Here is a 21,072-nt window from a genome sequence, read left to right as displayed (position 1 = left end):
AGTTGAACCGTCCGGCAGTCCGTCAACCGAAGCCTCGGCTGGCACATCAACCACCTTAAAAACCCGTTCCAATGAAAAACATGACAGAAATAGACTTAACGATGCCTTTCTTGGGAGAAAATCACATCTAGGTTAGTAAGTATTTTTTTATGAGGGATGTATTTATGTGGTGAATGACGCTTTTATCATGCTCTGTCGTCTTTTGAATGGTGAAATTAAGATCGAAGATAAATATGTTGTCTGGAATATTTGGGGATGGGAATGAATGGCGCTCGGCGCCCTTCTTGAGGAAATAGGAACTTCAGCTCCAATCTCCCAATAGCTCCGGGCCATGGGCAAGCTCTCTAGCCCGGAGAAGGTCATGAAATTTCCGGCAACTGCCCTATTGGTAAGTTACGTTCGCTTCTTCCAGTTGTACCTGGAAATGTGACATCAGACTCTCAGCCTGCTGCCGCTCGGCCTGACCAAGCTCGTTTAGCGCATTGTTTACCTCGGAGAGCCAAAAATCGTGAGAATTCGTATGCAAGTTGTTGTCGAGAATCAGACGTTTCTGGTAAATCCAGAAGTTGGACCAGTCATACCATTCAGGCAGCCCATCAAACCATTTGTTTGGATTCCCGGTTCGCATGAACTGGGCAATGTAGCGGATGAATTTATCGGATAGCTGCTGTCTTTGCGCCTGATTTTCAGCGGTGATCATATAGCGCATAAAGTCGGGTTGATCGGGACCGGGAAAATTGCCAAACAGGAACGGAAGATCCATGCCATGAATGGCACCGAAACTCTCTTTCCATGGCGGCGGCGCGTCGTCCCATTCAAAGTTGTAACGGTAGATATCGCCCTGCATCAAGCGCAGATAGCGGCAGATATTGTCGATAGTCAGATCGACCGCCAGGCTCAGGGTGCGATGGACCGGATAATACGTGGGGTAGAGATCAGGCTCGATAATATCCGTTACCGTTAGGTTTTCCGGATTCTGGTAAATAGCCATGTCCCAGAGTTCTGCCAGCGAGGGTTTCAGATAGCCGGCGAGTGCGCCCGCAAACAGCGTTCCCTCATCGCCGGTCGTGCCGAGGATCATGGGTACCTTGTGGTAGCCGCCGGCGATCAGATCCGCATAACCGGCCCACGGAATTACATGCCCATCGGTGAAATGCCCCATCACCACTGGGCTTGGTGTATGCCGCACAACGGCTTCTGCCGGCAGACTGCGAAGAAATTCCCGAATCCAGGCATCACTCTGGAGCAGACGAAACTGTACAGCAGACGACTTGTCCACCGCGTATCCATTCTCTATGAGCAGCCGGTCAATCACATCGTTGGATTGCACTTGTCCCAACGCTTTCGGGTAGGCGTTTGGTAAGCCGGACATGCAAAGCATGCGATCCACCAGTGCATCGGCCAGCGGCGATTGCAACAACCCCCAGGCATTGATGCATCCGGCAGACTGACCGGCAATTGTGACGCTGTTCGGATTGCCGCCAAATTCCTCGATATTGTCGCGAACCCACTCCAGCCCCTTGATCAAGTCCAGCGTGGTGAAATTGCCCGAGTCGTCCTTCGGGTTCCCTTCCGCCAGTGCGCTGTTGTAGAACCAACCGAGACTGCCAACCCGATAATTGATGGTAACCACCACCGCATTGGCCTTTTGTGCAAAACTGGCACCGTGATAGAGCACCTCGGATCCGGCACCAAATCGGTTGGAACCACCGTGAATCCAGAACAGTACCGGTAGATTGTCGGCGCTGCTTTTCGGCCGCCATATGTTGAGGTAGAGACAATCCTCGCTGCCAATTGGCTGGTCAAAGGTTCCAGGATCCGGGTCGCCGAAGAAACTGCCGAGCTGCGGGCATAGACTGCCGAACTGGCCCGCGTCGCGAACGTCACTCCAGGGAACGGGGTCTCTCGGTGCGCGCCAGCGCAAGTTCCCTGTTGGCGCCTGAGCAAATGGGATTCCCCGCCAGGACTGGGTATTGTGTTCATCGGCAACGCCCTGAACCTGGGCGCCGCCCAAGGAGGAAATATCGCGCAATAAAGCCTGACTGTCTGCAGCATTGACTATTTGGCTGTTGCCATAAAATAAACCAATGAATGTAAGTGCCTTTATCATTCGTAAGGTCAAGCGATACATCCATTGAGGTGCAACTGGGAAGGTATTCATTATTCTTTTCCTCGTTTCGATTTCCCTGCGACGGCAGAAAATTCCGAAAGTTGCCTGGTGCTTTTCTCGCAGAAGTGATGCGGGCATCGGGCAACACGTTGTCAGATGACCACTGGTTGATTGGATATGGACGCGTCTATGCGGGCACTTGATAACATCCTTGGTTCTGTCGGTAATTCCAAGGTAACTATCGGGATCAATGGTGGCCACATCGCCCGTATCAAACCAGTCGTCGGCGGTGAGTGCGGAAACTTCCGATTTGAAATAACGCTCGCAGATCCACGGACCTCTTACCTGCAACGCGCCGAAAGACTCGCCGTCATGGGGCAAAAGCTGACCATGGTCGTCGACAATTCGCATTTCCACCCCGAAAGCGGCCCACCCCTGCTTGAGCCGCCGCTTTTTTTGCTCGCTCGACGGAGTACTTTCTGGCAGACGGCCATTGAAAGTGCCCACTGGGCTTGTTTCCGTCATACCCCAGGCGTGATGGGTATAGACTCCATGCCGCTCTTCAAACTCCTGCATGATCAACCATGGACATGCCGCACCGCCAACAATGACACGCTGCAGGCTCGGAATGTCCAGACCGGTTTCGCGCAGGTACTGCAGCAGCGCCAACCAAACTGTCGGCACTCCTGCGGCCGCATTAACCTGCTCTTCACGAATCAAGGTGCACAGGGTTTCGCCACACCCCATTTTCGCTCCTGGCAATACCAGTTTCGCCCCCATGACCTGCGCGGGTCCGGGGATAGTGTCAGAGGTCGATGCTCAGGCGCAGCGCCCACACCCGAGGGTCACCGTAGAAACCACTCACGATGGGGAAGCCCGAAGGCCGCAGGTCGTAACCGGTATTGAGATATTCCTCGTCGCTCAGGTTTCGGCCCTCAAGGGCGAGTTGCCAGCCTTCCGACACGGGAGTAAATACCACCGTCGCGTTCCAGAGCCCGTAAGCTTTCTGAAATACCATGTCGCTGAGATCCGTGGTCGGATAGACGTCATCGCGGTAGCTGTAGCTCAAGCGTGCGTCGATGTTTCCCCACGTGGTGACGGCAAAGCTGAAGTCACCATTGATTGTGTAGGCGAGTTCGGGGGTGTTGGTAAACTTCTGTTCATCGGCCACGTTCACGTCCGCGGAAATGTATTCCTGGTAATAGGCATCCAGCCAGGTGGCGTTGCCACTCAGGGCAAAATAGCTACTCGGTACCCATTGGTATTCCAGTTCCGCACCGCGGATCACACCGGCGCCGGCATTGGTAAAATCGCCGAAAAAGCTGTCTTTGTTACCGTCACCGGTGGTATCCACTCCAGTAAAGATACTGAGCTGAATATTCTCGTAATCGCTATAAAAGGCCGCGGCGTTCACACGCAGGGATTCGCTGATATCGGCTTTGATACCGAACTCATAACTGGCGACCTCCTCCGGCTTATAGGGATTTTTTGAGTCTGGCACCTGTGCGGTGTTCGCACGGATATTGAAACCACCGCTCTTGAACCCCTCACTGTAGCTGGCGTAAACCAGCGTAGTTTCGTTTAACTGGTGGTCCAGACCGATGCGCGGAGAAAAATCCGTCCAGGTTTCTGCCGCGTCGAAATCTGCAGTGACCTGTCCGTTGGGAGTGGTGAAGTCTGCATCCGCCATATTCTGGTTGAGCACTACCGCCCGCTTCTTCTCGCGGTTGAAGCGTCCCCCCAGATTGAGTGCAGTGCTGTCGGTCAGGTCATAGCTGAGGTCTCCGAACAACGCTGCCGCGTCTGTGTCCACATTGCCGCCACTGGCACCGTAGAGCGCGACGGTCGGCCCGAGGATGGACTCAAATCCCGGTGCGACCAGTACGGTTGGCAACCCGAAGCGATTGCGGATTTCACCACCGGCAGAGGCATCCAGCAGATAGAGCCCGAACACTCCACTCAGGCCGTCGTTGCTGTATTGCCACTGGAATTCCTGACTCAGCTGATCGTCGCGTTGTTCCCCATCCACATCGGCGATTGGATAGGGGCCCAGGTCAAAATCTATGGCCTGTTTGAATTCACCTTCGCGGTACGCGGTGATGGATTTAAATGACCAGCGGTCGTTGCCCTGCCAACTGACGGTCACTGCGGTCCCGGAATTGTCGGTATCATTACTCTGATTCGCGAAGCCGTTATCCACATCGTAACGATGATCGCTGACCGGCAGCGGCGCTTCACCACTGAAGAAAGACTCAATGCCATTCGCCAGCATGCGCTGGGCGCCGGGTACCGCAGAACGATCATAGACCACGTCGTGAGCCAGGTTCACAGACCAGTGTGCGTCGGGACGCCACTCCAGCACCGCGCGACCGGCATACAGCTGCTTGTCGGAAACTTCGGCACCGGTGAGATGGTTTTTGCCAAATCCGTCGCGCTCGAATGATCCCACTGCCAGGCTTGCGTAAAGCGTTTCTGTCACCGGTGTACTGACTGACGCGGCAATATCCCGCTGGTTATAGCTGCCGAGTGCCGTCCGCAACGCAAATTCCGTGTCCTCACCAATGGGACGGCTGACATATTTGATAGCGCCGCCGATGGTATTGCGACCGTAAAGCGTACCCTGGGGACCGCGCAGAACTTCCACGCGCTCTACGTCCAACATTTCCAGCAGTGCTCCCTGAGGGCGCGCCAGGTAGACGTCATCCACGTAAATTCCCACCCCGGGTTCGACTCCCCAAAGGGGGTCAGACTGTCCTACGCCGCGAATATATGCTGTTACCGTGGAGCTGGTGGCGCGGGCCGGATAGACGGTAAGTCCCGGCACCTGGGATTGCAGGTCAGTCAGGTCGGAAATTCCGGCTATCAGCATGTCGCTGCCACTGATGGCGCTGACGGCCTGAGGCACTTCCTGTAGAGATTCATCGCGCCGGCGCGCGGAGACCACGATCTCCTCGATTGCCTGTACATTCTTCTGCGTATCAAGGCCGCTCTGAGCCGAGACCTGAGGAGCGCCCATCGCACTAATACAGCCGAGGCCGGCAATGGCCAGGGGCAGCACGTTTCTTTGAAATCCAGGTACTGCATTATTTTTATCAGTCATACCCAATTCCTCTCTCGCTATTTTTATGATTGAAATCAGTTGGCGGTCACCTGCGCTATCACAGTGCCCTCCTTCGCGGTGTGTGTGCGCAGAAATGTGCGGATGTTCAGATTGCACTGGTCCGGTGCATCCATCGGTGAGGCGTGGCCGGAATTTTCGATAACGGTAAGTTGCGCATTTCCCATCGTGGCGGTGTAGGCAGCCTTGTAGGAAATCGGTGTGTAATCCCGGTCTGCCGACAGAATCAAAGCAGGTACCGAACTGCCGGCTATGCCCGGCCAGACGTTGAAACGCCCGATCGCTCGCAGGATCTTGAGATAGGTGCCTCTGTCAGCGACGGCAATACTCTGCAGGAACGCTTCCCGCAGCGCCTGCTGCGCGGGGTTGGGAAACAGTTTCGGTGCGATGCGTTTCGCCAGCGCCGTCAATCCGCAGCTGCGGATCAGCAAGGCGCGCAGCGCTATCAGCAGCCACAGCCGCCAGCGCCCGGATTTCATGCCGGGCCCGGAGTTGATTACGGTTACCGTGCGCAGACGGTGCGGGTGGCTGGCCACCAGTTGCAGCGTCACCATGCCACCGAGGGAGAGCCCGGCCACATGGGCGCGATCAACAGCGAGATGATCCAGCAGTGCCAGCACATCGGCGGCGAGAACCTCCATGGTGACAGGTCCCGCCGCGGGGGTACTTTCACCGTGCCCGGGAAAGTCGAGGGTCAGTATGCGGAACTCACTGGCAAGGCTTGCTATTTGCGGCTGCCAGTCAGAGCCTCTGGAACCCAGACCATGCAGCAACAGCAGGGGCTCGCCCTGCCCCCTGGTGTCGGAGAACTGCAGCTTGCGACCGTCACGGAAAAAATACGGCATGGATTGGTCTCACATCACGGTTGTTATTCTTATACGAGGCTTGTGTGCCCCGGCCATGTCTCGCCTGTAGCGCTTCGTTTCGACCGATGGCCGCGGTGGCCTCCTCTCGCTGGGGCTATTCATTTAAGGTCATCCCAAAAACGAAATCGGAATACGAATTCCGATACCGAAAGATTACTCCACCGGCTCGCCCTATGCAAGCGGGAGCAATTCATCAAAGGTGGAGATTTGCGCCTGCCACGTTAATCCGGCGACATGTCTTGCCGGATCAATAAAAGACGCGGGTAAAGCGTTAGCGCGGGCCGCGCAGATAGCCCAGCAGCAGCCGGGCGATTTCCCGCCGCAGAGATTCCGCCGGCAATTCGCCAAGAGTCCCGGTTACGGTATGCTGGTTCAGCGCCCCCAGCACCATTTGCACGCCGGAGGCCACGGCCTGGCGGGGATTGTCGTGCAGCACCTGATCCATGAACGGCGCGAGGCAATCGCAGGCCATCGAAGAAATATGAGTATTGAGTTGATGTACCCGGTCGCGAAAAGCCGCGCTGCGGGAGGCCCGTAATATGACCGCACGCAGCACTCCGCGGCGCCCGGTATAGACATCAATATAGGTGTCTGTCAGCAGACGCACTGCCTCGGCAAGGTCACGGCAGTCTGCGCCGGCTCCGCGCAGTGACGCGGTGGCATCCGCAAGCCGCTGCATGAATCGTTGCAGCAACAGCTGTGAGAGAGTGTCTTTGTCGCCCAGCAGCCGGTAAAAAGTCCCTACAGAAGACTCCGCCCGGGTCGCAATTTCCGCCACACTGGCTTCTTCAAACTGATTGGTGGCAAGCAGCTCTTCACCGGCCATCAACAGCCTTTCCAGGGCCTGGCGGCTGCGAACCTGGCTCGGCTCTGGCACCTGTACAAGCGTGAAATCAGGTTGCGACATAGCGTTTTTCCATCCTTCCCGACAACGTTTCACTACATTTCCAAGCCCCGCCCGGGCCCGGCATGGGCGAGCTTACCCCATCGTCGCCACGCGACATACGCTAAATATCTACCGCAAAGATTTTTGTGGTGGCGAAAACGCGACCATACACTGATTCCGACTAACGTCAGTCGATCAGACTGAAGAGTGGTCGAAGACCATTCTCGCTGGTCCTCAAATGATCGCAGTGAAGGGGTATTTATGCAGATGCAATCAATCAAACGCTTGGGACTGGTGACGGTACTGGCGACCAGTCTCACCGGTGTTGGCTGTGCCAATATGAGTGATACCGACCGCCGAGTGGGCACTGGTATTGGCATCGGCGCCGTGACCGGTGCGCTGATCTCTGGTAGTCCCGGTGGTACCGCCGTGGGTGCGGCACTGGGTGGTGTGGGCGGTTGGCTGTATGACCGCGAGAAGAAAAAACGCTATTACTACGACAGCCGCGGTCGCCGCGTTTACGAACGCTAGGCGTTCAGTACTGTCAGCAGTGGGCCCGCGTGACGGGCTCACTGCACATCTACTCACTGGACCTTAAGGGGTTTGATCAATCCTTCCAACCCCTCGATTTTGACTTCCAGCGTCATCGCCATCAGATGACCGAGCCTCCCGCCAGGAAAGCCTTTTTTCGCAAACCACAGCAGATATTCTTCCGGCAGGTCGATCAGGGGACGTCCGGAGTATTTGCCAAATGGCATGGGCGTACGGGCGATATCCAGTAAATCCTGCTTTTCGAACATCATTCCGCTCCCCGCGTTTCTCACCACAACTCGGTACACATTCTACACTGTGGGCTGATGACTTATCCCGTTGAGTTCACCTCCAATCTCAACAAGGATTCTTACACAGTAATTTCTGTGGCAGCATCCTGGATACATGGTCGCAAGTTTCGGCCATACATTTTTTGAACGCAACACGTTTAATCCCGCCTACAGCGAAGGAATCACCGTGACAGACAACAAAATCACCCACAAACTCGGGCTGGCTCTCAGCATCGCCCTGCTGGCCGCCTGTGGCAAACCCGCGGACAACGACACGTCATCCCGCGGTTCCACTCCCTCTACCGCAACAGAAAGCACGGTCGCCAGTACACCAGACAACGTATCTACCGAGGGCATGTGGATGCCCCGCCAGTTGCCAGAACTCGGCGATAAGCTGCAAAGCCTCGGACTGGAACTCGATCCCAAAACCATGACGGATCTCACCCAGTTCCCGATGAATGCCGTGGTGAGCCTCGGCGGCTGTTCCGCATCCTTCGTTTCGCCGCAGGGCCTGGTGGCCACTAACCACCACTGCGCCTACGGCTCCATTTCCTATAACTCCACCGAAGACAACGATCTGCTAACCAACGGCTTCCTCGCCAAGACACTGGAGGAGGAACTGCCCGCGGCCCCCGGCTCCCGTGTTTATGTCACCGTGGACATGAATGAAGTCACCGATAAGATCAACAGCAAACTCAGCGACGACATGGACGGCGCCACCCGCTTCAAGGCCATTGAAGACGCACAGAAAGCCCTGGTGGCCGATTGCGAATCCGACCCGGGCCACCGCTGCGAGGTATACAGCTACTACGGCGGCGCCAGCTATTACCTGATCAAGCAACTGGCGATTCGCGACGTGCGCCTGGTACACGCGCCGGCGGCGTCCATCGGTAAGTTCGGTGGCGATATCGACAACTGGATGTGGCCCCGTCATACCGGCGACTACTCCTTCCTGCGCGCCTATGTCAGTCCGGAAGGCAAACCTGCGGACTTTTCCAAAGACAACGTGCCCTACAAGCCGAAACATTTCCTGAAAGTGGCCACCAAGGGGCCGGATGAAGGCGATTTTGTGATGGTGGCCGGTTACCCGGGCAGCACCAACCGCTACCGCACCGCGGAAGAAGTCAGCAACAACTTCAGCTGGTACTACCCCACCATGCAGAAAGTACTGGCGGAATGGTCGGAAGTGATAAGCAAAACCACCGAGAACGACAAGGATGCCGCGCTTAAATATGCAAGCCTGGTGGCGGGTCTGAATAACTACGCCAAAAACTTCACCGGTATGATGGAGGGTTATAACCGCAGCGATCTTCTCGCCCGCAAGCAACAGCTGGAAAAAGATCTGCAGGCGTGGATCGAAGCCAACCCGGAAGCGAAGAAAAAATACGCTTCCGTTATCAGCGATCTGAAAAAGCTGATCAACGAAGAGCAGTCGACACAAGAGCGCGACCTGCTACTCGGTTACATGAATCGCTCCGCCATGCTCAGCACCGCACAGCGTTTGTACCGTCTGAGCCTGGAGAAGCAGAAACCGGATATGGAGCGAGAGCCGGGATACCAGGATCGCGATATGACGCGCTTTACCGAAAGCCTTCAGCGTATCGAACGCAACTTTACACCGGCGGTGGATCAGGTCATCTGGACCTATTTTATCGATCGTTACAACGCGCTGCCGCAGGATCAGCGTCTGAAGAGTTTCGATGAGTATTTCGCTGGCGACCTGAGCGGTGATGCACTGCAACAGAAGCTCGCAGCCATGTACGAAAAAACCGGCCTTACGGACACCAAAACCCGTCTGGCGTGGATGAAAAAATCACCGGAGGAGTTTCGCGCGAGCGACGATCCGTTCATCAAGCTGGCAGTCGCCACTTACGACGAACGCTATGCGATCGAACAGCGTACCAAGGCGATGGATGGAGAGTTTGCCGAAGTTCGCCCGAAATATATGGACCTCCTGATCGCCTACTATAACGAGCAGGGAAAACCGGTATACCCGGATGCCAACAGCTCCCTACGTCTCACTTACGGCCTGGTAAAAGGTTACACCCCACCCGCTGGCACCATTAAAGGCCCCGCCGATGGCAATGACGGTAAAGACAGCTTTGTGCCCTTCACCACCCTGCGCGGCATCGAGGCTAAGTACACTGGCGAAGACCCGTTCGATGCTCCCCAGGCACTGCTGGATGCCATCAAGAACCAGGATTACGGCCGATTCTACAAAGAGAGCCTGAACTCGGTACCGGTGAACTTCCTCAGCACCGTGGACATCACCGGTGGCAATTCGGGCTCCGCCACCATGAATGGTAAAGGTGAACTGATCGGCCTGGTATTCGACGGCACCTACGACAGTATCAATGCCGACTGGGACTTCAACGACAACACCCGCGCCATCCATGTGGACGTGGCATATATGCTGTGGGTGATGGAGAAGGTGGACCACGCAGATAATCTGCTTGAAGAAATGAGCGTTGCCGCGCCGAAGGAAAATAACACTCAGTAAACGAACGCGTAAACGGCGCTCAAAACCTGTGTAGAAAATTCCCCGTCATCCCGGATCTGATCCGGGATCCAGCGGCAGAAAGATCTCGATGCTTTCTGCCCTATTACATTACTGGATACCGGCCTGCGCCGGTATGACGGGAAGTCTAGAGTAATTTGGTCTTGGTTTGTCCACACCGCTGACAGCGGTATTCCGTTACCAGCTTTCCCTGTTTCACATCGAACTTACGCTCGGTCACCACCTTCCATTTATGGAAACCGTCGCGACACAGGCTACTGCCTTTGTGCTTCTCCCACGCCGTTTTCTTTTTGAAAGGAATGACATCACCCATACCCGGATTCCCGTTACGAGCTTTTCTGGGAACCTGCTTGCAAGCGAACCCATCGAGCTCCGACAATATTTACCCGCAAGCAGGCTTCTACCAAACCGAATTTATACTTCACCACCAGCCGCATGGGCGGAAGCCCAGGCCCACTGGAAATTGAAACCGCCGAGCCAACCAGTCACATCGAGCACTTCGCCGATGAAATACAGTCCCGGTTGTTTCATGCTTTCCATGCTGCGCGACGACACCTCATTGGTATCTACCCCCCCCAGAGTTACCTCCGCGGTGCGGTAGCCTTCGGTACCCTCGGGAATCAATGTCCAGGTCTGGAGTTTCTCCCCCACCGCACGCAATTCACTGTCACCGTAGTGCTTCAGCGGTTTGCTCTGCAGGCCATTTCTCAGCAGGAAGAACTGCACCAGCTTTTTGCTCCAGAACTCGCTCAGTACTGTATGCAAAAAGCTCTCCTGCTTTTTACCGCGCTGTTCCATGAGCCACTCGGACAAATCCAACCCCGGTACCAGGTCGAACGCCACGGGCATCCCCTCTTTCCAATGGCTGGAAATCTGCAATACAGAAGGCCCCGAGAGCCCCTTGTGGGTAAACAGCATCTGCTCGTGAAAACTGCCTGCGCCACAACGGGCGGTGACTGCCAGTGAAGTACCCGGCAATTCCTGCTGCCGCTCCAATGAACGTTTGTTCAGGGTAAACGGCACCAGCGCCGCGCGGGTGGGAACAATGCTGTGGCCGAACTGGCGGGCAACCTCGTAGCCAAAACCGGTGGCACCCATGGTGGGGATCGACAGGCCGCCGGTGGCAATCACCAGGGATTCGCACACCACTTTGCCAAGCGAGGTGTGCACTTCGAACCCCGTCGTCTGCAGTGGTTCAATACGCTGTATCTCACAGCGGGTACGGATCTGTGCTTTCGCCTCGCGGCACTCTGCGAGTAGCAAGTCGACGATGTCGCGGGACTTGTTGTCGCAGAACAGCTGGCCGAGGGTTTTCTCGTGATAGGGAATTCCGTGTTTTTCCACCAGCGCGATAAAGTCCCACTGGGTATAGCGGGCCAGGGCGGATTTACAGAAGTGGGGGTTTGCACTGTAGAAGTTGTCCGGCGCGGTATACAGATTGGTGAAATTGCAGCGGCCGCCACCGGACATCAGGATTTTCTTGCCGACCTTGTTGGCGTGGTCCAGCACCAGCACACTGCGGCCGCGCTTGCCCGCCACCGAAGCGCACATCAGGCCGGCGGCGCCGGCGCCGATGATCAGTACATCGGCCTGGGTGGGGAAGTCGGTCATGGAATTTTAAGATCAGGTCTTTGGCAGGGTCACGCCGCGCTGGCCCTGGTACTTGCCGCCGCGGTCCTTGTAGGACACATCGCAGATCTCGTCGGATTCGAAGAACAGCATCTGCGCCACGCCTTCGTTAGCGTAGATCTTCGCCGGCAGGTTGGTGGTATTCGAGAACTCCAGGGTCACATGCCCTTCCCACTCAGGCTCCAGCGGGGTCACGTTCACGATGATACCGCAGCGCGCGTAGGTGGACTTACCCAGGCAGATGGTCAGTACCGAACGCGGGATACGGAAGTACTCCACGGTGCGGGCCAGAGCGAAGGAGTTCGGAGGGATGATGCAGTAATCGCCTTCCACATCCACAAAGCTGTCCTGGTCGAATGCCTTCGGATCGACAGTAGCGGAGTGTACGTTGGTGAAAATCTTGAATTCGTTGGCGCAGCGTACATCGTAACCGTAACTGGACGTGCCGTAGGAGATCAGCCGGTCTCCGGATGTCCCGTGGCGAACCTGACCCGGTTCAAAGGGCTCAATCATGCCCTCGCTTTCAGCCATACGGCGAATCCACTTGTCGGATTTGATACTCACCCTGCCCCCTCGATTTGCACAAATGTCTGGTCATAAAAAAGAGGCCGAATCATAGCCGTTTTGCCCTGTGCAAAAAAGTGTCAGCCATTGCAACCGCCCCCGGTATTCCTCCTGCTATCCCCACTTGCCGCCCCCGAACAACTACTGTATAAATTGACAGCATTCACTGTATGGACAACCAGTAACCCAGGATTGAACAGCCAGCGCGGAGCGAGCCGATCGTGAACAACGCCGAAAACTTCATGCAAAACAAGCCGTTAAGTGAGCAGACCGCCGCTCACCCAGCACAACCGTTGCAACAGCTGCTGACCCGGCCGGATATCTGGCAGCTGGCCAGCCGCCAGCGCCAACCCCGCACCGGTATCAGCACCGGCTACCGCGGTCTCGACGCACTGCTCGCCAGCCACGGATGGCCCCGCGGCGCCAGTACTGAGCTGTTGGTCGACAAGGCCGGTATCGGCGAGGTCAGCCTGATCCTGCCAGCGTTGGCGGAAATGACCCGGCAGAATCGCCTGGTGATTCTGCTCAACCCACCCCACATCCCCTATGCGCCGGCACTGGCACAGGCCGGGGTACAGTTGGAAAAACTGCTGCTGCTTCACCCCCGGGGGCAGCGGGATCAGCTGTGGGCGGCAGAACAGGCCTTGCAGTCCGGTGCCTGTGGTGCGCTGGTCAGCTGGCAGGGCCGGGAGACGTTAGCCGACAAAGACCTGCGCCGCCTGCAGCTCGCCGCCCGGGAGGGGAGCGGCCTGCACTTCCACTTCCGCCCCGGCTCCAGCGCCAGCACACCCTCACCCGCCGCTCTGCGCCTGCAATTGCACAGCGACGGCGAACAGCTGGCCCTGCAGCTGCTGAAGCAACTGAATGGCAAATCCGGCCAGCGCCTGCACCTGGCCCGCAACCCGGATCTGACCCGCCGGGACCAACCGTTGCACTGACAGAACCGCCAACCACCCGTAGGAGCCTGCCTTGCAGGCGAACAAGAGAAGTACGCAGTAGCCCTTCGCCTGCAAGCAGGCTCCTACAGGCAAGAATCAGGAATCGACAATGCTCTGGCTCTGCATCCAACTGCCCAAACTCTCCCTCGAGGCCCTCACCCGCGCCCACCGCGCCGGTGACACGGCACCCGTGGCCGTATCCCAGAGCAACCTCATCATAGAAGCCAACCTCGCCGCCCACGCCCTCAACATAGAACCGGGACTCAGCATCGCCACCGCCTGTGCCTATTGCCCGGGCCTGCAGCTGCTGGAGCGGGATACCGAGCGGGAGGCCCAGCTGCTGCAGCAATTGGCCCAGTGGGCCTACGGTTTTACTCCCGTGGTATCCCCCCGTATTGGCAATTCCGACAGCAAGGCCCTGAGCGAAGGCCCTGCCTGCCTGTTCCTGGAACTCGGTGGCAGTCTCAAGGCCCAGGGCGGCCTCGCCCCCCTGCTGCAACAGCTCGGCAAGGAACTGCACAAAATGCGCATCAGCCATCAGATGGGCCTCGGCCACAGCCCCAGTGCCGCGCACCTGCTCAGCCAGCTGCCGGAGCACCGCCAGTGGCTGGCGGAGACCCGCACTCCACCCAGCCCCCAGCAATGGAAGCAGTGGATCAGCTTCGCCCCCAGCAAACTGCTCGACTGTAGCAACAAGGCCATCGCCAAACTCTATGCCTGCGGCATAAAACGGGTCAGCCAACTGCTCGCCATTCCCCTCTCGGAAGTAGGCAACCGCTTCGGACGCGACTTTATCGACTACCTCGCCCGCCTCAACGGCTCGCGCCCGGACCCGGTGCCCGGCTACCAGCCGCCCGCAGAATTTCACAGCGAACTCTTTTTCCCAAGCCCACTGGATAATAGCGAGCAGCTGCTGTTCCCCGCCGGCCGCCTGGTGCGGGAACTCTGCCGGCAGCTACAGCGGCGCCAGCTGTACAGCCCGACCCTGTACTGGGTACTGGACTACGGCAGCCGCGGAGCCGAGGTAGTCAACGTGGAACTTTCGCGTCCGCTGTTCGATCCCCAACGGCTGATTGCGCTGACCAAACTGCAACTGGAGCGGGTAGAACTGAAGGAGCCGGTGCAGGCATTGGCACTGCGCTGCAAACAGCTGCGCCCACTGGAAACAACGATGTTGCGGGAGGATTTTTTTGAGGAGAGCGGCAACCAGCACGAGAGTTACCAGCTGATCGACAAACTCAAGGCCCGCCTCGGCCACCAGGCCCTTTCCGGCGTCACCCTCAAGGAAAGCTACCTGCCGGAGCAAGCCTGGGCCAGCGCCGACAGTCTCAACCTACAGAGCAAACCGCGCGGGCACCAGCTGCATCCAATCAATGCTCCCCGCCCCAACTGGCTGCTGTCGCGGCCCGACCGAATCCAGCAGCGGGATCACAGCCTGTTTTACGACGGCGAGCTGCAACTGCTGCAAGGCCCCGAGCGCATCGACGGCTACTGGTGGCAACACCACCGCCACGCCCGCGACTACTACATCGCCCGCGGCCCCCAGGGGAGCTTGTACTGGGTGTTTCAGGATCTGACGTCGGAGGACTGGTTTCTGCATGGGGTTTATTCATAACCAGGCCAAGCAGCCCTGCGTCTACCTGCTTGCCAGCCAGCGTAATGGCACGCTCTATACCGGTGTCACATCGAATTTGATACAGCGCATCTGGCAACACAAAGAAGGATTTGTAGAGGGATTTACCCTGAAATATGGAGTCAAAACTCTGGTCTGGTTTGAGATGCACAGTTCTATGGAAGAAGCTATCCGGAGAGAAAAGGCCATTAAGAACTGGCGCCGAAGCTGGAAGTTAAACCTGATAGAGAGCCAAAACCCGGATTGGAGAGACATCTACTACGACATTATTTAGCGCGCACTACTCACCACCGTCATCCCGGGCCCGACCCGGGATCCAGCAATGGAGGCCAACGAAGCCACAGCACCAGCCACTGGATACCGGCCTGCGCCGGTATGACGGACATCCGCCACTATGACGGCTCAAATACTCGACCACCGTCATCCCGGGCTCGACCCGGGATCCAGCAATGGAGGCCAACGAAGCCACAACACCAACCACTGGATACCGGCCTGCGCCGGTATGACGGACATCCGCCACTATGACGGCTCAAATACTCGACCACCGTCATCCCGGGCTCGACCCGGGATCCAGCAATGGAGGCCAACGAAGCCACAGCACCAACCACTGGATACCGGCCTGCGCCGGTATGACGGACATCCGCCACTATGACGGCTCAAATACTCGACCACCGTCATCCCGGGCCCGACCCGGGATCCAGCAACAGAGGCCAACGAAGCCACAGCACCAGCCACTGGATACCGGCTTGCGCCGGTATGACACACACTTGCCAGTATGACGACTCAGATATTCAACGGTAATGCAGTACACCGAACTCTTCTGTCAAAGCAATTTCTCCTTCCTCCAGGGTGCCTCCCACCCACAGGAGCTGATTGCCACCGCCCATGCACTCGGTTACCAGGCAATCGCCATTACCGATGAGTGCTCCATGTCCGGCGTAGTGCGCGCCTACACCGAACTGCAAAAGCTGGAGACAGAAGGCAGCCGGCTAAAGCTTATCTGCGGCAGCTTCTTTCGGCTTGCAGAGGGCGGTCAACAACTGGTCCTGCTCGCGCCCGACAAAGCCGCCTACAGCGAAATCTGCCAGCTGATCAGCACCTCGCGCCTGCGGGCGGAAAAAGGGCAATACCACACTGGCCTCGACGACATACTCAATCACAGCAAACACACCCTATGCCTGTGGCTGCCATCCACCACGCCGTTGGAAATTCCACAGACACTGAAAGCGCACTTCCATGAGCGACTCTACATCGCCCTCAACAACCGTCTGCAGCCGCAACAGAACCTGCGACAACAGCAGCTGGTCGAATTTGCTCACGCTCAGAATCTGCCACTGGTCGCCACCAATGCCGTGCTGATGCACAGCCGCAGCCGCAAACCGCTACAGGATGTCCTCAACGCCAATTACCATAACTGTACGCTGGATGCGCTGGGCTACCGGTTGGAACAGAATGCCGAACGCTACCTGCACTCGTTGGAAGAAATCTCCAATCTGTATCCGAGAGAGGCTATCGCCAACACCGCCGCCATTGCCGGGCGCTGCAACTTCAGCCTATCGGAACTGCGCTACCAATACCCCGCGGAAGTACTTCCCGCCGGAAAAAATGCCAGCGCGTATCTGCGCGAACTGGTAGAAAAAGGCATTAACATACGCTGGCCCAACGGCCCCGCCCCCCATATCCAGCAACAGATCGCGACCGAACTCGCACTGATCGCAGACCTGCGCTACGAGCACTACTTCCTCACCATTCACGACATCATTCAATACGCCCGCAGCCAGCACATTCTCTACCAGGGGCGAGGCTCCGCCGCCAATTCGGTGGTGTGTTACTGCCTGTTTATCACCGAGATCGACCCACACAAAATCGGCCTGCTGTTCGAGCGTTTCATTTCCCGCGAGCGCAACGAACCACCGGATATCGATGTGGATTTCGAACACGAGCGGCGCGAGGAAGTCATCCAGTACATTTACCGGAAGTACGGCCGCGCGCGCGCCGGCCTCACTGCCACCAAAATCACCTACCGTTTCAAAAGCGCCCTGCGGGATATCGGCAAAGCCTTGGGGTTGAATGCCGCCACCATCGAGCGCTTACAGGCGGAACGCACCTGGTGGGACACACTGGACGACTTCCCCGCACAGATGCAGAAAGCCGGTGTCGATCCTGCCGGCACCGCGGGCAGAATGCTGCCCGTCCTGCTGCAGCAGATTCACGGTTTCCCGCGGCACCTGTCCCAGCATGTGGGCGGCTTCGTCATCACCCAGCAGCCGCTCAGCGAACTCGTACCACTGGAAAATGCCGCCATGGAAGACCGCACCATCATCCAGTGGGACAAGGAAGATATCGAAGACCTGAAGCTGATGAAGGTGGACATTCTCGCCCTCGGTATGCTCACCGCTCTGCGCAAGTCCCTCACTTATATGGCCCTGTACGGCCAGAAAATGACGCTGCAGGACATCCCCCAGACTGCAAAGCAACCTATGACATGATGTGCCGCGCCGACACCGTCGGTGTATTCCAGATCGAATCCCGCGCACAGATGAGTATGCTGCCGCGCCTGCAGCCGCAGACCTTTTACGAGCTGGTGATTGAAATCGCCATTGTCCGCCCGGGTCCGATCCAGGGGGGGATGGTGCACCCCTACCTGCGCCGCAAGCAGCAACTGGAACCCGTGCGCTATCCCCATGAAAGCCTGAAGCCAGTGCTGGAACGCACCCTCGGCGTGCCGATTTTTCAAGAGCAGGTCATTAAGCTCTCCATGATCGCCGCCGGCTTCAGCGGCGGTGAGGCAGACGAACTGCGCCGGGCCATGGCCAGTTGGGGCAAGAATGGCAACCTGCTGGTATTCCGCGAGAAACTGGTCAACGGCATGCTCGCCAACGGCTACGACCGCAGCCTGGCGGAACAGCTGTTCGAGCAGATGAAAGGTTTCGGTGCCTACGGCTTCCCGGAATCCCACTCCGCCAGCTTCGCCCTGCTCGCCTACTTCTCCGCGTGGATCAAACAACACCACCCGGCCGCCTTCTACTGCGGACTGCTGAACAGCCAGCCCATGGGTTTCTACGCCCCCGCACAACTGGTGTACGACGCACAGCGCCACCACGTCAAAGTGTTGCCCATCGATGTGCGCCACAGCCACTGGCACCACAGCCTGGAATTCTCCCCACCAGCCCCGACACGTCCCCCATCGTCATCCCGGCGAACGCCGGGATCCAGCCCCCAATCCCCGGTCCACCCTCTGGATACCGGCATGCGCCGGTATGACGATGAAGGGACACCAAACATGCGTCTCGGCATACGCCGGTATGACGATGAGGGGATACCAAACCTGCGCCTGGGTATGCGCCTCATATCCGCATTGCAGGAAGCCACCGCGGAAATCATCGCCTGCACACGTGAACAATCCCCGTTCACCAGCATGGAAGACTTTCACAAACGTGCCCCCATGCATCCCGAACAGCGCACCGCTCTCGCCAGCGCCAATGCATTTCAGGGGCTCTCGCAAAACCGTCAGCACACCACCTGGGATACCCTCAGCCAACAGTTGGACCAGTTGGCAGCACACAGCCTCCCCGCAGAGGTCAGCCTCGAAGACAACACCTACAGCGACTACCAGAGCACCGGGCTTACCTTAAACGAACACCCCATCGCCCTGCTGCGCAGACAACACCAGTACCGCAATCTCATCAGGGCCTGCGACCTGCCCAGCTGCAGGGATGGCCAGCCAGTGAAAATCCTCGGCCTCACCACCTGCCGGCAGAGGCCCGGCAGCGCATCGGGGGTCATGTTTCTGACCCTGGAGGATGAGACCGGTGTAGTGAACGTGGTGCTCTGGGAGCAGGTGCAGAAACGCTACAGAGCGGAGATCAAAGGAGGAAATATTCTATTGGTAGAAGGCCGTCTGCAGATCAGTACCAGCCCGGGAGAACAACAGCTTTCGGTGATCCATCTTGTGGGGCAGAAATTACGCTGCCTGGCGTGGGAAGACATCCAGAGCATCAGAAATTTTCATTAACGGCAGCGCATTCCAAGCCCTATCACTCGCCACACACTGCCAGAAATACAGGTCACCCGGTGGCAGCTTCATTCAATGCCGGCGGCACACTGCTTTCGGGCGACGTCAGCTCGGCCTCCGGCGCAATCAGGCTGACAATCCGCCAGTCGGCCTTGGGGGCAAACTCATGGGAAGTTGTACAGATATGGATCTTCCCCTGCGGGTCTACCGCGTAAAGGCGCGTGGCGCGGTTGCCGTAGGTGTGGGTGTAATCGTCAAGGGTGAATGTTTCTGTCAGATGCGTGGTGCGGATAACCGCGCCTTTCGCCACCAGACAGGCAAGGCGTCCATAGGTCGCGTGCTCGGAAAACAGCGAGAGTTTTTCCGCGTACTCATCCGACATCCGATGACTGGCCCGCTCCTCCTGCACGCCCTCATGCAAACCGAGCACAGAATCCTTACCCAGCACATGCTCGAAATGGAACGTCACCAGCGGATTGAGCTGCCGGTAGGGCGACAGCACCAGCACTTTGCCAACCGTGGAAATATCCATCGTCAGGCTCGCGTGCTCCGAAGCCGGGTTGCCGTAATAGGTGGGGATATTGTCCATGCGCGCCTCGCGAATGGCATCCCAGTTGGTATCCGCAATCCTGACCGGAACCCCTTTGTCCAGCAGGTCTTTCGCCAACATGCGCGCAAACTTGCTGCCGCCAAAAATAAGGTATCCACTGGGGAACGGCGCACGCACCCCAAGCAACTTCGCTACCGTTTTGGACGTCAGGCTCTGCAGGACAACCGTGGAAATAATTACCAGAAAAACCAGCGGCACCAGCAACTCGGATTTCGGCAGGCCGAGCGTATCGAGCTTCAGCGCAAACAGCGCAGAAACCGCCGCGGCCACGATACCCCGCGGTGCAATCCAACTGAGCAGCGCCAACTCGCGCCAGCTCAGACCGGAGCCGGGCGACGACAGGAAAACCCCCACAGGCCTCGCCACAAATATAATCGCCGCCAACACCACCAGCGCCCCCCAACCCAGCTGCGCAAGCGTGAAAAACTCGAGCCGCGCCGCCAGCAGGATAAACAGTGCGGAAATCAGCAGCACACTCAGGGTTTCCTTGAACTCCAGAATGTCGTCCACATCCAGGTTCTTCATATTCGCCATCCAGATGCCCATCACCGTCACCGTGAGCAGGCCCGATTCTTCCGTCATCAGGTTGGACGCGGCATAGGCACCGAGCATCAGGGTCAGCACCGCCGTATTGCGCAGGTAGTGCGGAACCCAGTTTTTCCTGAGCAGCGCCCCCAGGAAATAGCCCATCAGCGACCCGAGCCCGAAGCCAATCGCCACCACCTTCAAGAAAGTGAGCAACGCATGCTCGAACGCACCGTGGGTCGCGACGATGTACTCATAAACCAGTACCGCCAGCAGCGCGCCCACAGGATCAATCACGATCCCCTCCCAGCGCAGGATATTGGAAATGCGCGCATTCGGGCGCACCGAGCGCAGCATCGGCACAATCACCGTAGGCCCAGTCACCGTGACAATCGCCCCGAACAGCGCCGCCAGATGCAGCGGCATCCCCAGCGCATAGTGAGCGGCGGGTGTGGCGATCATCCAGGTCACAAGAACACCGACCGAGCAAAGATTGCGCACCATGCTGCCGTGCCCGGCAATATCGGAAAACTTGAGTGTCAGCGCCCCCTCAAACAGGATGACCGCCACCGCCAGAGACACCAGCGGGAACAGCAGATCTCCAAACAGCGCATCCGGGTCCAGCACCCCGGCAACAGGCCCCAAGGCGAGGCCGGTCAACAGCAGCGGGAGAATCGCGGGAAGCTTGAGCTTGTAGGCAAGGTACTGGCAGGCAATTGAGGCAATCCCCACCAGCACCAGCAGTGCCATCGGGTCCGAGAAAATTATTTCCATAAAAAGGCGCCAGGTGCGGTAAAAAATGCTCTGGCAGGTTATAGGCTGGCAAACCGCCCGGCAAG

General features: G+C 57.7%; 16 protein-coding genes and 1 pseudogene. 7 read left to right on the top strand and 10 right to left on the bottom strand.

Annotated elements, in window-relative coordinates:
* Nucleotides 1-382: 382 nt before the first annotated feature.
* The 5 genes and pseudogenes from GNX18_RS00810 to GNX18_RS00795 all read right to left on the bottom strand — a co-directional run bounded on the left by GNX18_RS00810 (nucleotide 383) and on the right by GNX18_RS00795 (nucleotide 7,001).
* On the bottom strand, nucleotides 383-2,131 hold the full coding sequence (locus tag GNX18_RS00810) for a carboxylesterase/lipase family protein (RefSeq protein ID WP_371808094.1): 1,749 nt from the start codon (nucleotides 2,129-2,131) through the stop codon (nucleotides 383-385).
* Nucleotides 2,132-2,434: 303 nt separating this feature from the next.
* Nucleotides 2,435-2,890, bottom strand: a pseudogene (locus GNX18_RS19790) (AMP-binding protein); the annotation flags it as partial.
* Between the two features lie 25 nt (nucleotides 2,891-2,915).
* On the bottom strand, nucleotides 2,916-5,210 hold the full coding sequence (locus tag GNX18_RS00805) for a TonB-dependent receptor (protein WP_205828023.1): 2,295 nt from the start codon (nucleotides 5,208-5,210) through the stop codon (nucleotides 2,916-2,918).
* Nucleotides 5,211-5,245: 35 nt separating this feature from the next.
* The gene (locus tag GNX18_RS00800; RefSeq protein WP_166214831.1) at nucleotides 5,246-6,073 is read right to left on the bottom strand and encodes an alpha/beta fold hydrolase; all 828 of its coding nucleotides are present in this window, start codon (nucleotides 6,071-6,073) and stop codon (nucleotides 5,246-5,248) included.
* Between the two features lie 292 nt (nucleotides 6,074-6,365).
* Nucleotides 6,366-7,001, bottom strand: a complete 636-nt coding sequence (locus GNX18_RS00795) for a TetR/AcrR family transcriptional regulator (protein WP_166214829.1) — start codon at nucleotides 6,999-7,001, stop codon at nucleotides 6,366-6,368.
* A gap of 240 nt (nucleotides 7,002-7,241) precedes the next feature.
* On the opposite strand from GNX18_RS00795, the gene GNX18_RS00790 reads away from it, so the two are divergent.
* Complete coding sequence (locus tag GNX18_RS00790) at nucleotides 7,242-7,511, top strand: glycine zipper domain-containing protein (protein WP_166214827.1); 270 nt, start codon at nucleotides 7,242-7,244, stop codon at nucleotides 7,509-7,511.
* Between the two features lie 53 nt (nucleotides 7,512-7,564).
* Here GNX18_RS00790 and GNX18_RS00785 read toward each other — a convergent pair whose 3' ends face one another.
* Nucleotides 7,565-7,783 carry a DUF3820 family protein gene (locus GNX18_RS00785; protein WP_371808081.1) on the bottom strand — a complete coding sequence of 73 codons (219 nt, stop codon included), beginning with the start codon at nucleotides 7,781-7,783 and terminating at the stop codon, nucleotides 7,565-7,567.
* A 205-nt stretch (nucleotides 7,784-7,988) separates the two neighbouring features.
* On the opposite strand from GNX18_RS00785, the gene GNX18_RS00780 reads away from it, so the two are divergent.
* On the top strand, nucleotides 7,989-10,301 hold the full coding sequence (locus tag GNX18_RS00780; RefSeq protein WP_371808080.1) for a S46 family peptidase: 2,313 nt from the start codon (nucleotides 7,989-7,991) through the stop codon (nucleotides 10,299-10,301).
* A 145-nt stretch (nucleotides 10,302-10,446) separates the two neighbouring features.
* Here the strand turns inward: GNX18_RS00780 and GNX18_RS00775 are convergent, their stop codons facing one another.
* The 3 genes from GNX18_RS00775 to dcd form a co-directional block, all read right to left on the bottom strand.
* Complete coding sequence (locus tag GNX18_RS00775) at nucleotides 10,447-10,632, bottom strand: hypothetical protein (protein WP_138235887.1); 186 nt, start codon at nucleotides 10,630-10,632, stop codon at nucleotides 10,447-10,449.
* Nucleotides 10,633-10,733: 101 nt separating this feature from the next.
* Nucleotides 10,734-11,930, bottom strand: coding sequence for an NAD(P)/FAD-dependent oxidoreductase (locus GNX18_RS00770; RefSeq protein ID WP_166214825.1), 1,197 nt, complete (start codon nucleotides 11,928-11,930; stop codon nucleotides 10,734-10,736).
* Nucleotides 11,931-11,942: 12 nt separating this feature from the next.
* On the bottom strand, nucleotides 11,943-12,512 hold the full coding sequence (dcd, locus tag GNX18_RS00765; protein ID WP_138235885.1) for a dCTP deaminase: 570 nt from the start codon (nucleotides 12,510-12,512) through the stop codon (nucleotides 11,943-11,945).
* Nucleotides 12,513-12,733: 221 nt separating this feature from the next.
* Between dcd and imuA the strand changes: the two genes are divergently transcribed.
* The 5 genes from imuA (at nucleotide 12,734) to GNX18_RS19505 (ending at nucleotide 19,098) form a co-directional block, all read left to right on the top strand.
* Nucleotides 12,734-13,450 carry a translesion DNA synthesis-associated protein ImuA gene (gene imuA / locus GNX18_RS00760; RefSeq protein ID WP_166214823.1) on the top strand — a complete coding sequence of 239 codons (717 nt, stop codon included), beginning with the start codon at nucleotides 12,734-12,736 and terminating at the stop codon, nucleotides 13,448-13,450.
* A 109-nt stretch (nucleotides 13,451-13,559) separates the two neighbouring features.
* On the top strand, nucleotides 13,560-15,065 hold the full coding sequence (locus GNX18_RS00755) for a DNA polymerase Y family protein (protein WP_166214821.1): 1,506 nt from the start codon (nucleotides 13,560-13,562) through the stop codon (nucleotides 15,063-15,065).
* Complete coding sequence (locus tag GNX18_RS00750; RefSeq protein ID WP_138235882.1) at nucleotides 15,049-15,357, top strand: GIY-YIG nuclease family protein; 309 nt, start codon at nucleotides 15,049-15,051, stop codon at nucleotides 15,355-15,357. Before GNX18_RS00755 ends, GNX18_RS00750 begins: the two co-directional genes overlap by 17 nt.
* 526 nt (nucleotides 15,358-15,883) lie before the next feature.
* Nucleotides 15,884-17,572, top strand: a complete 1,689-nt coding sequence (locus tag GNX18_RS00745; protein ID WP_240914132.1) for a PHP domain-containing protein — start codon at nucleotides 15,884-15,886, stop codon at nucleotides 17,570-17,572.
* Nucleotides 17,569-19,098, top strand: coding sequence for an exodeoxyribonuclease VII large subunit (locus tag GNX18_RS19505; protein WP_240914131.1), 1,530 nt, complete (start codon nucleotides 17,569-17,571; stop codon nucleotides 19,096-19,098). The genes GNX18_RS00745 and GNX18_RS19505 overlap by 4 nt, the downstream gene beginning before the upstream one ends.
* Nucleotides 19,099-19,150: 52 nt before the next feature.
* On the opposite strand, the gene GNX18_RS00735 is transcribed toward GNX18_RS19505, so the two are convergent.
* On the bottom strand, nucleotides 19,151-21,007 hold the full coding sequence (locus GNX18_RS00735) for a sodium:proton antiporter (protein ID WP_166214819.1): 1,857 nt from the start codon (nucleotides 21,005-21,007) through the stop codon (nucleotides 19,151-19,153).
* Between the last annotated feature and the right edge of the window lie 65 nt (nucleotides 21,008-21,072).

The organism is Microbulbifer sp. SH-1 (assembly GCF_011326135.1).
Classification (GTDB): domain Bacteria; phylum Pseudomonadota; class Gammaproteobacteria; order Pseudomonadales; family Cellvibrionaceae; genus Microbulbifer; species Microbulbifer harenosus.
The sequence above is the reverse complement of the archived record's forward strand: the minus strand, read 5'-3'. Positions and strand labels throughout refer to the sequence as shown.

Coding starts and splice junctions, on each gene's coding strand:
- GNX18_RS00775 (WP_138235887.1), bottom strand. CDS start 10,632: ATGGGTGATGTCATTCCTTTCAAAAAGAAAACGGCGTGGGAGAAGCAC.
- GNX18_RS00790 (WP_166214827.1), top strand. CDS start 7,242: ATGCAGATGCAATCAATCAAACGCTTGGGACTGGTGACGGTACTGGCG.
- GNX18_RS00750 (WP_138235882.1), top strand. CDS start 15,049: ATGGGGTTTATTCATAACCAGGCCAAGCAGCCCTGCGTCTACCTGCTT.
- GNX18_RS19505 (WP_240914131.1), top strand. CDS start 17,569: ATGATGTGCCGCGCCGACACCGTCGGTGTATTCCAGATCGAATCCCGC.
- GNX18_RS00805 (WP_205828023.1), bottom strand. CDS start 5,210: ATGACTGATAAAAATAATGCAGTACCTGGATTTCAAAGAAACGTGCTG.
- GNX18_RS00735 (WP_166214819.1), bottom strand. CDS start 21,007: ATGGAAATAATTTTCTCGGACCCGATGGCACTGCTGGTGCTGGTGGGG.
- GNX18_RS00785 (WP_371808081.1), bottom strand. CDS start 7,783: ATGATGTTCGAAAAGCAGGATTTACTGGATATCGCCCGTACGCCCATG.
- GNX18_RS00795 (WP_166214829.1), bottom strand. CDS start 7,001: ATGTCGCAACCTGATTTCACGCTTGTACAGGTGCCAGAGCCGAGCCAG.
- GNX18_RS00755 (WP_166214821.1), top strand. CDS start 13,560: ATGCTCTGGCTCTGCATCCAACTGCCCAAACTCTCCCTCGAGGCCCTC.
- GNX18_RS00745 (WP_240914132.1), top strand. CDS start 15,884: ATGCAGTACACCGAACTCTTCTGTCAAAGCAATTTCTCCTTCCTCCAG.
- GNX18_RS00810 (WP_371808094.1), bottom strand. CDS start 2,131: ATGTATCGCTTGACCTTACGAATGATAAAGGCACTTACATTCATTGGT.
- GNX18_RS00800 (WP_166214831.1), bottom strand. CDS start 6,073: ATGCCGTATTTTTTCCGTGACGGTCGCAAGCTGCAGTTCTCCGACACC.
- GNX18_RS00770 (WP_166214825.1), bottom strand. CDS start 11,930: ATGACCGACTTCCCCACCCAGGCCGATGTACTGATCATCGGCGCCGGC.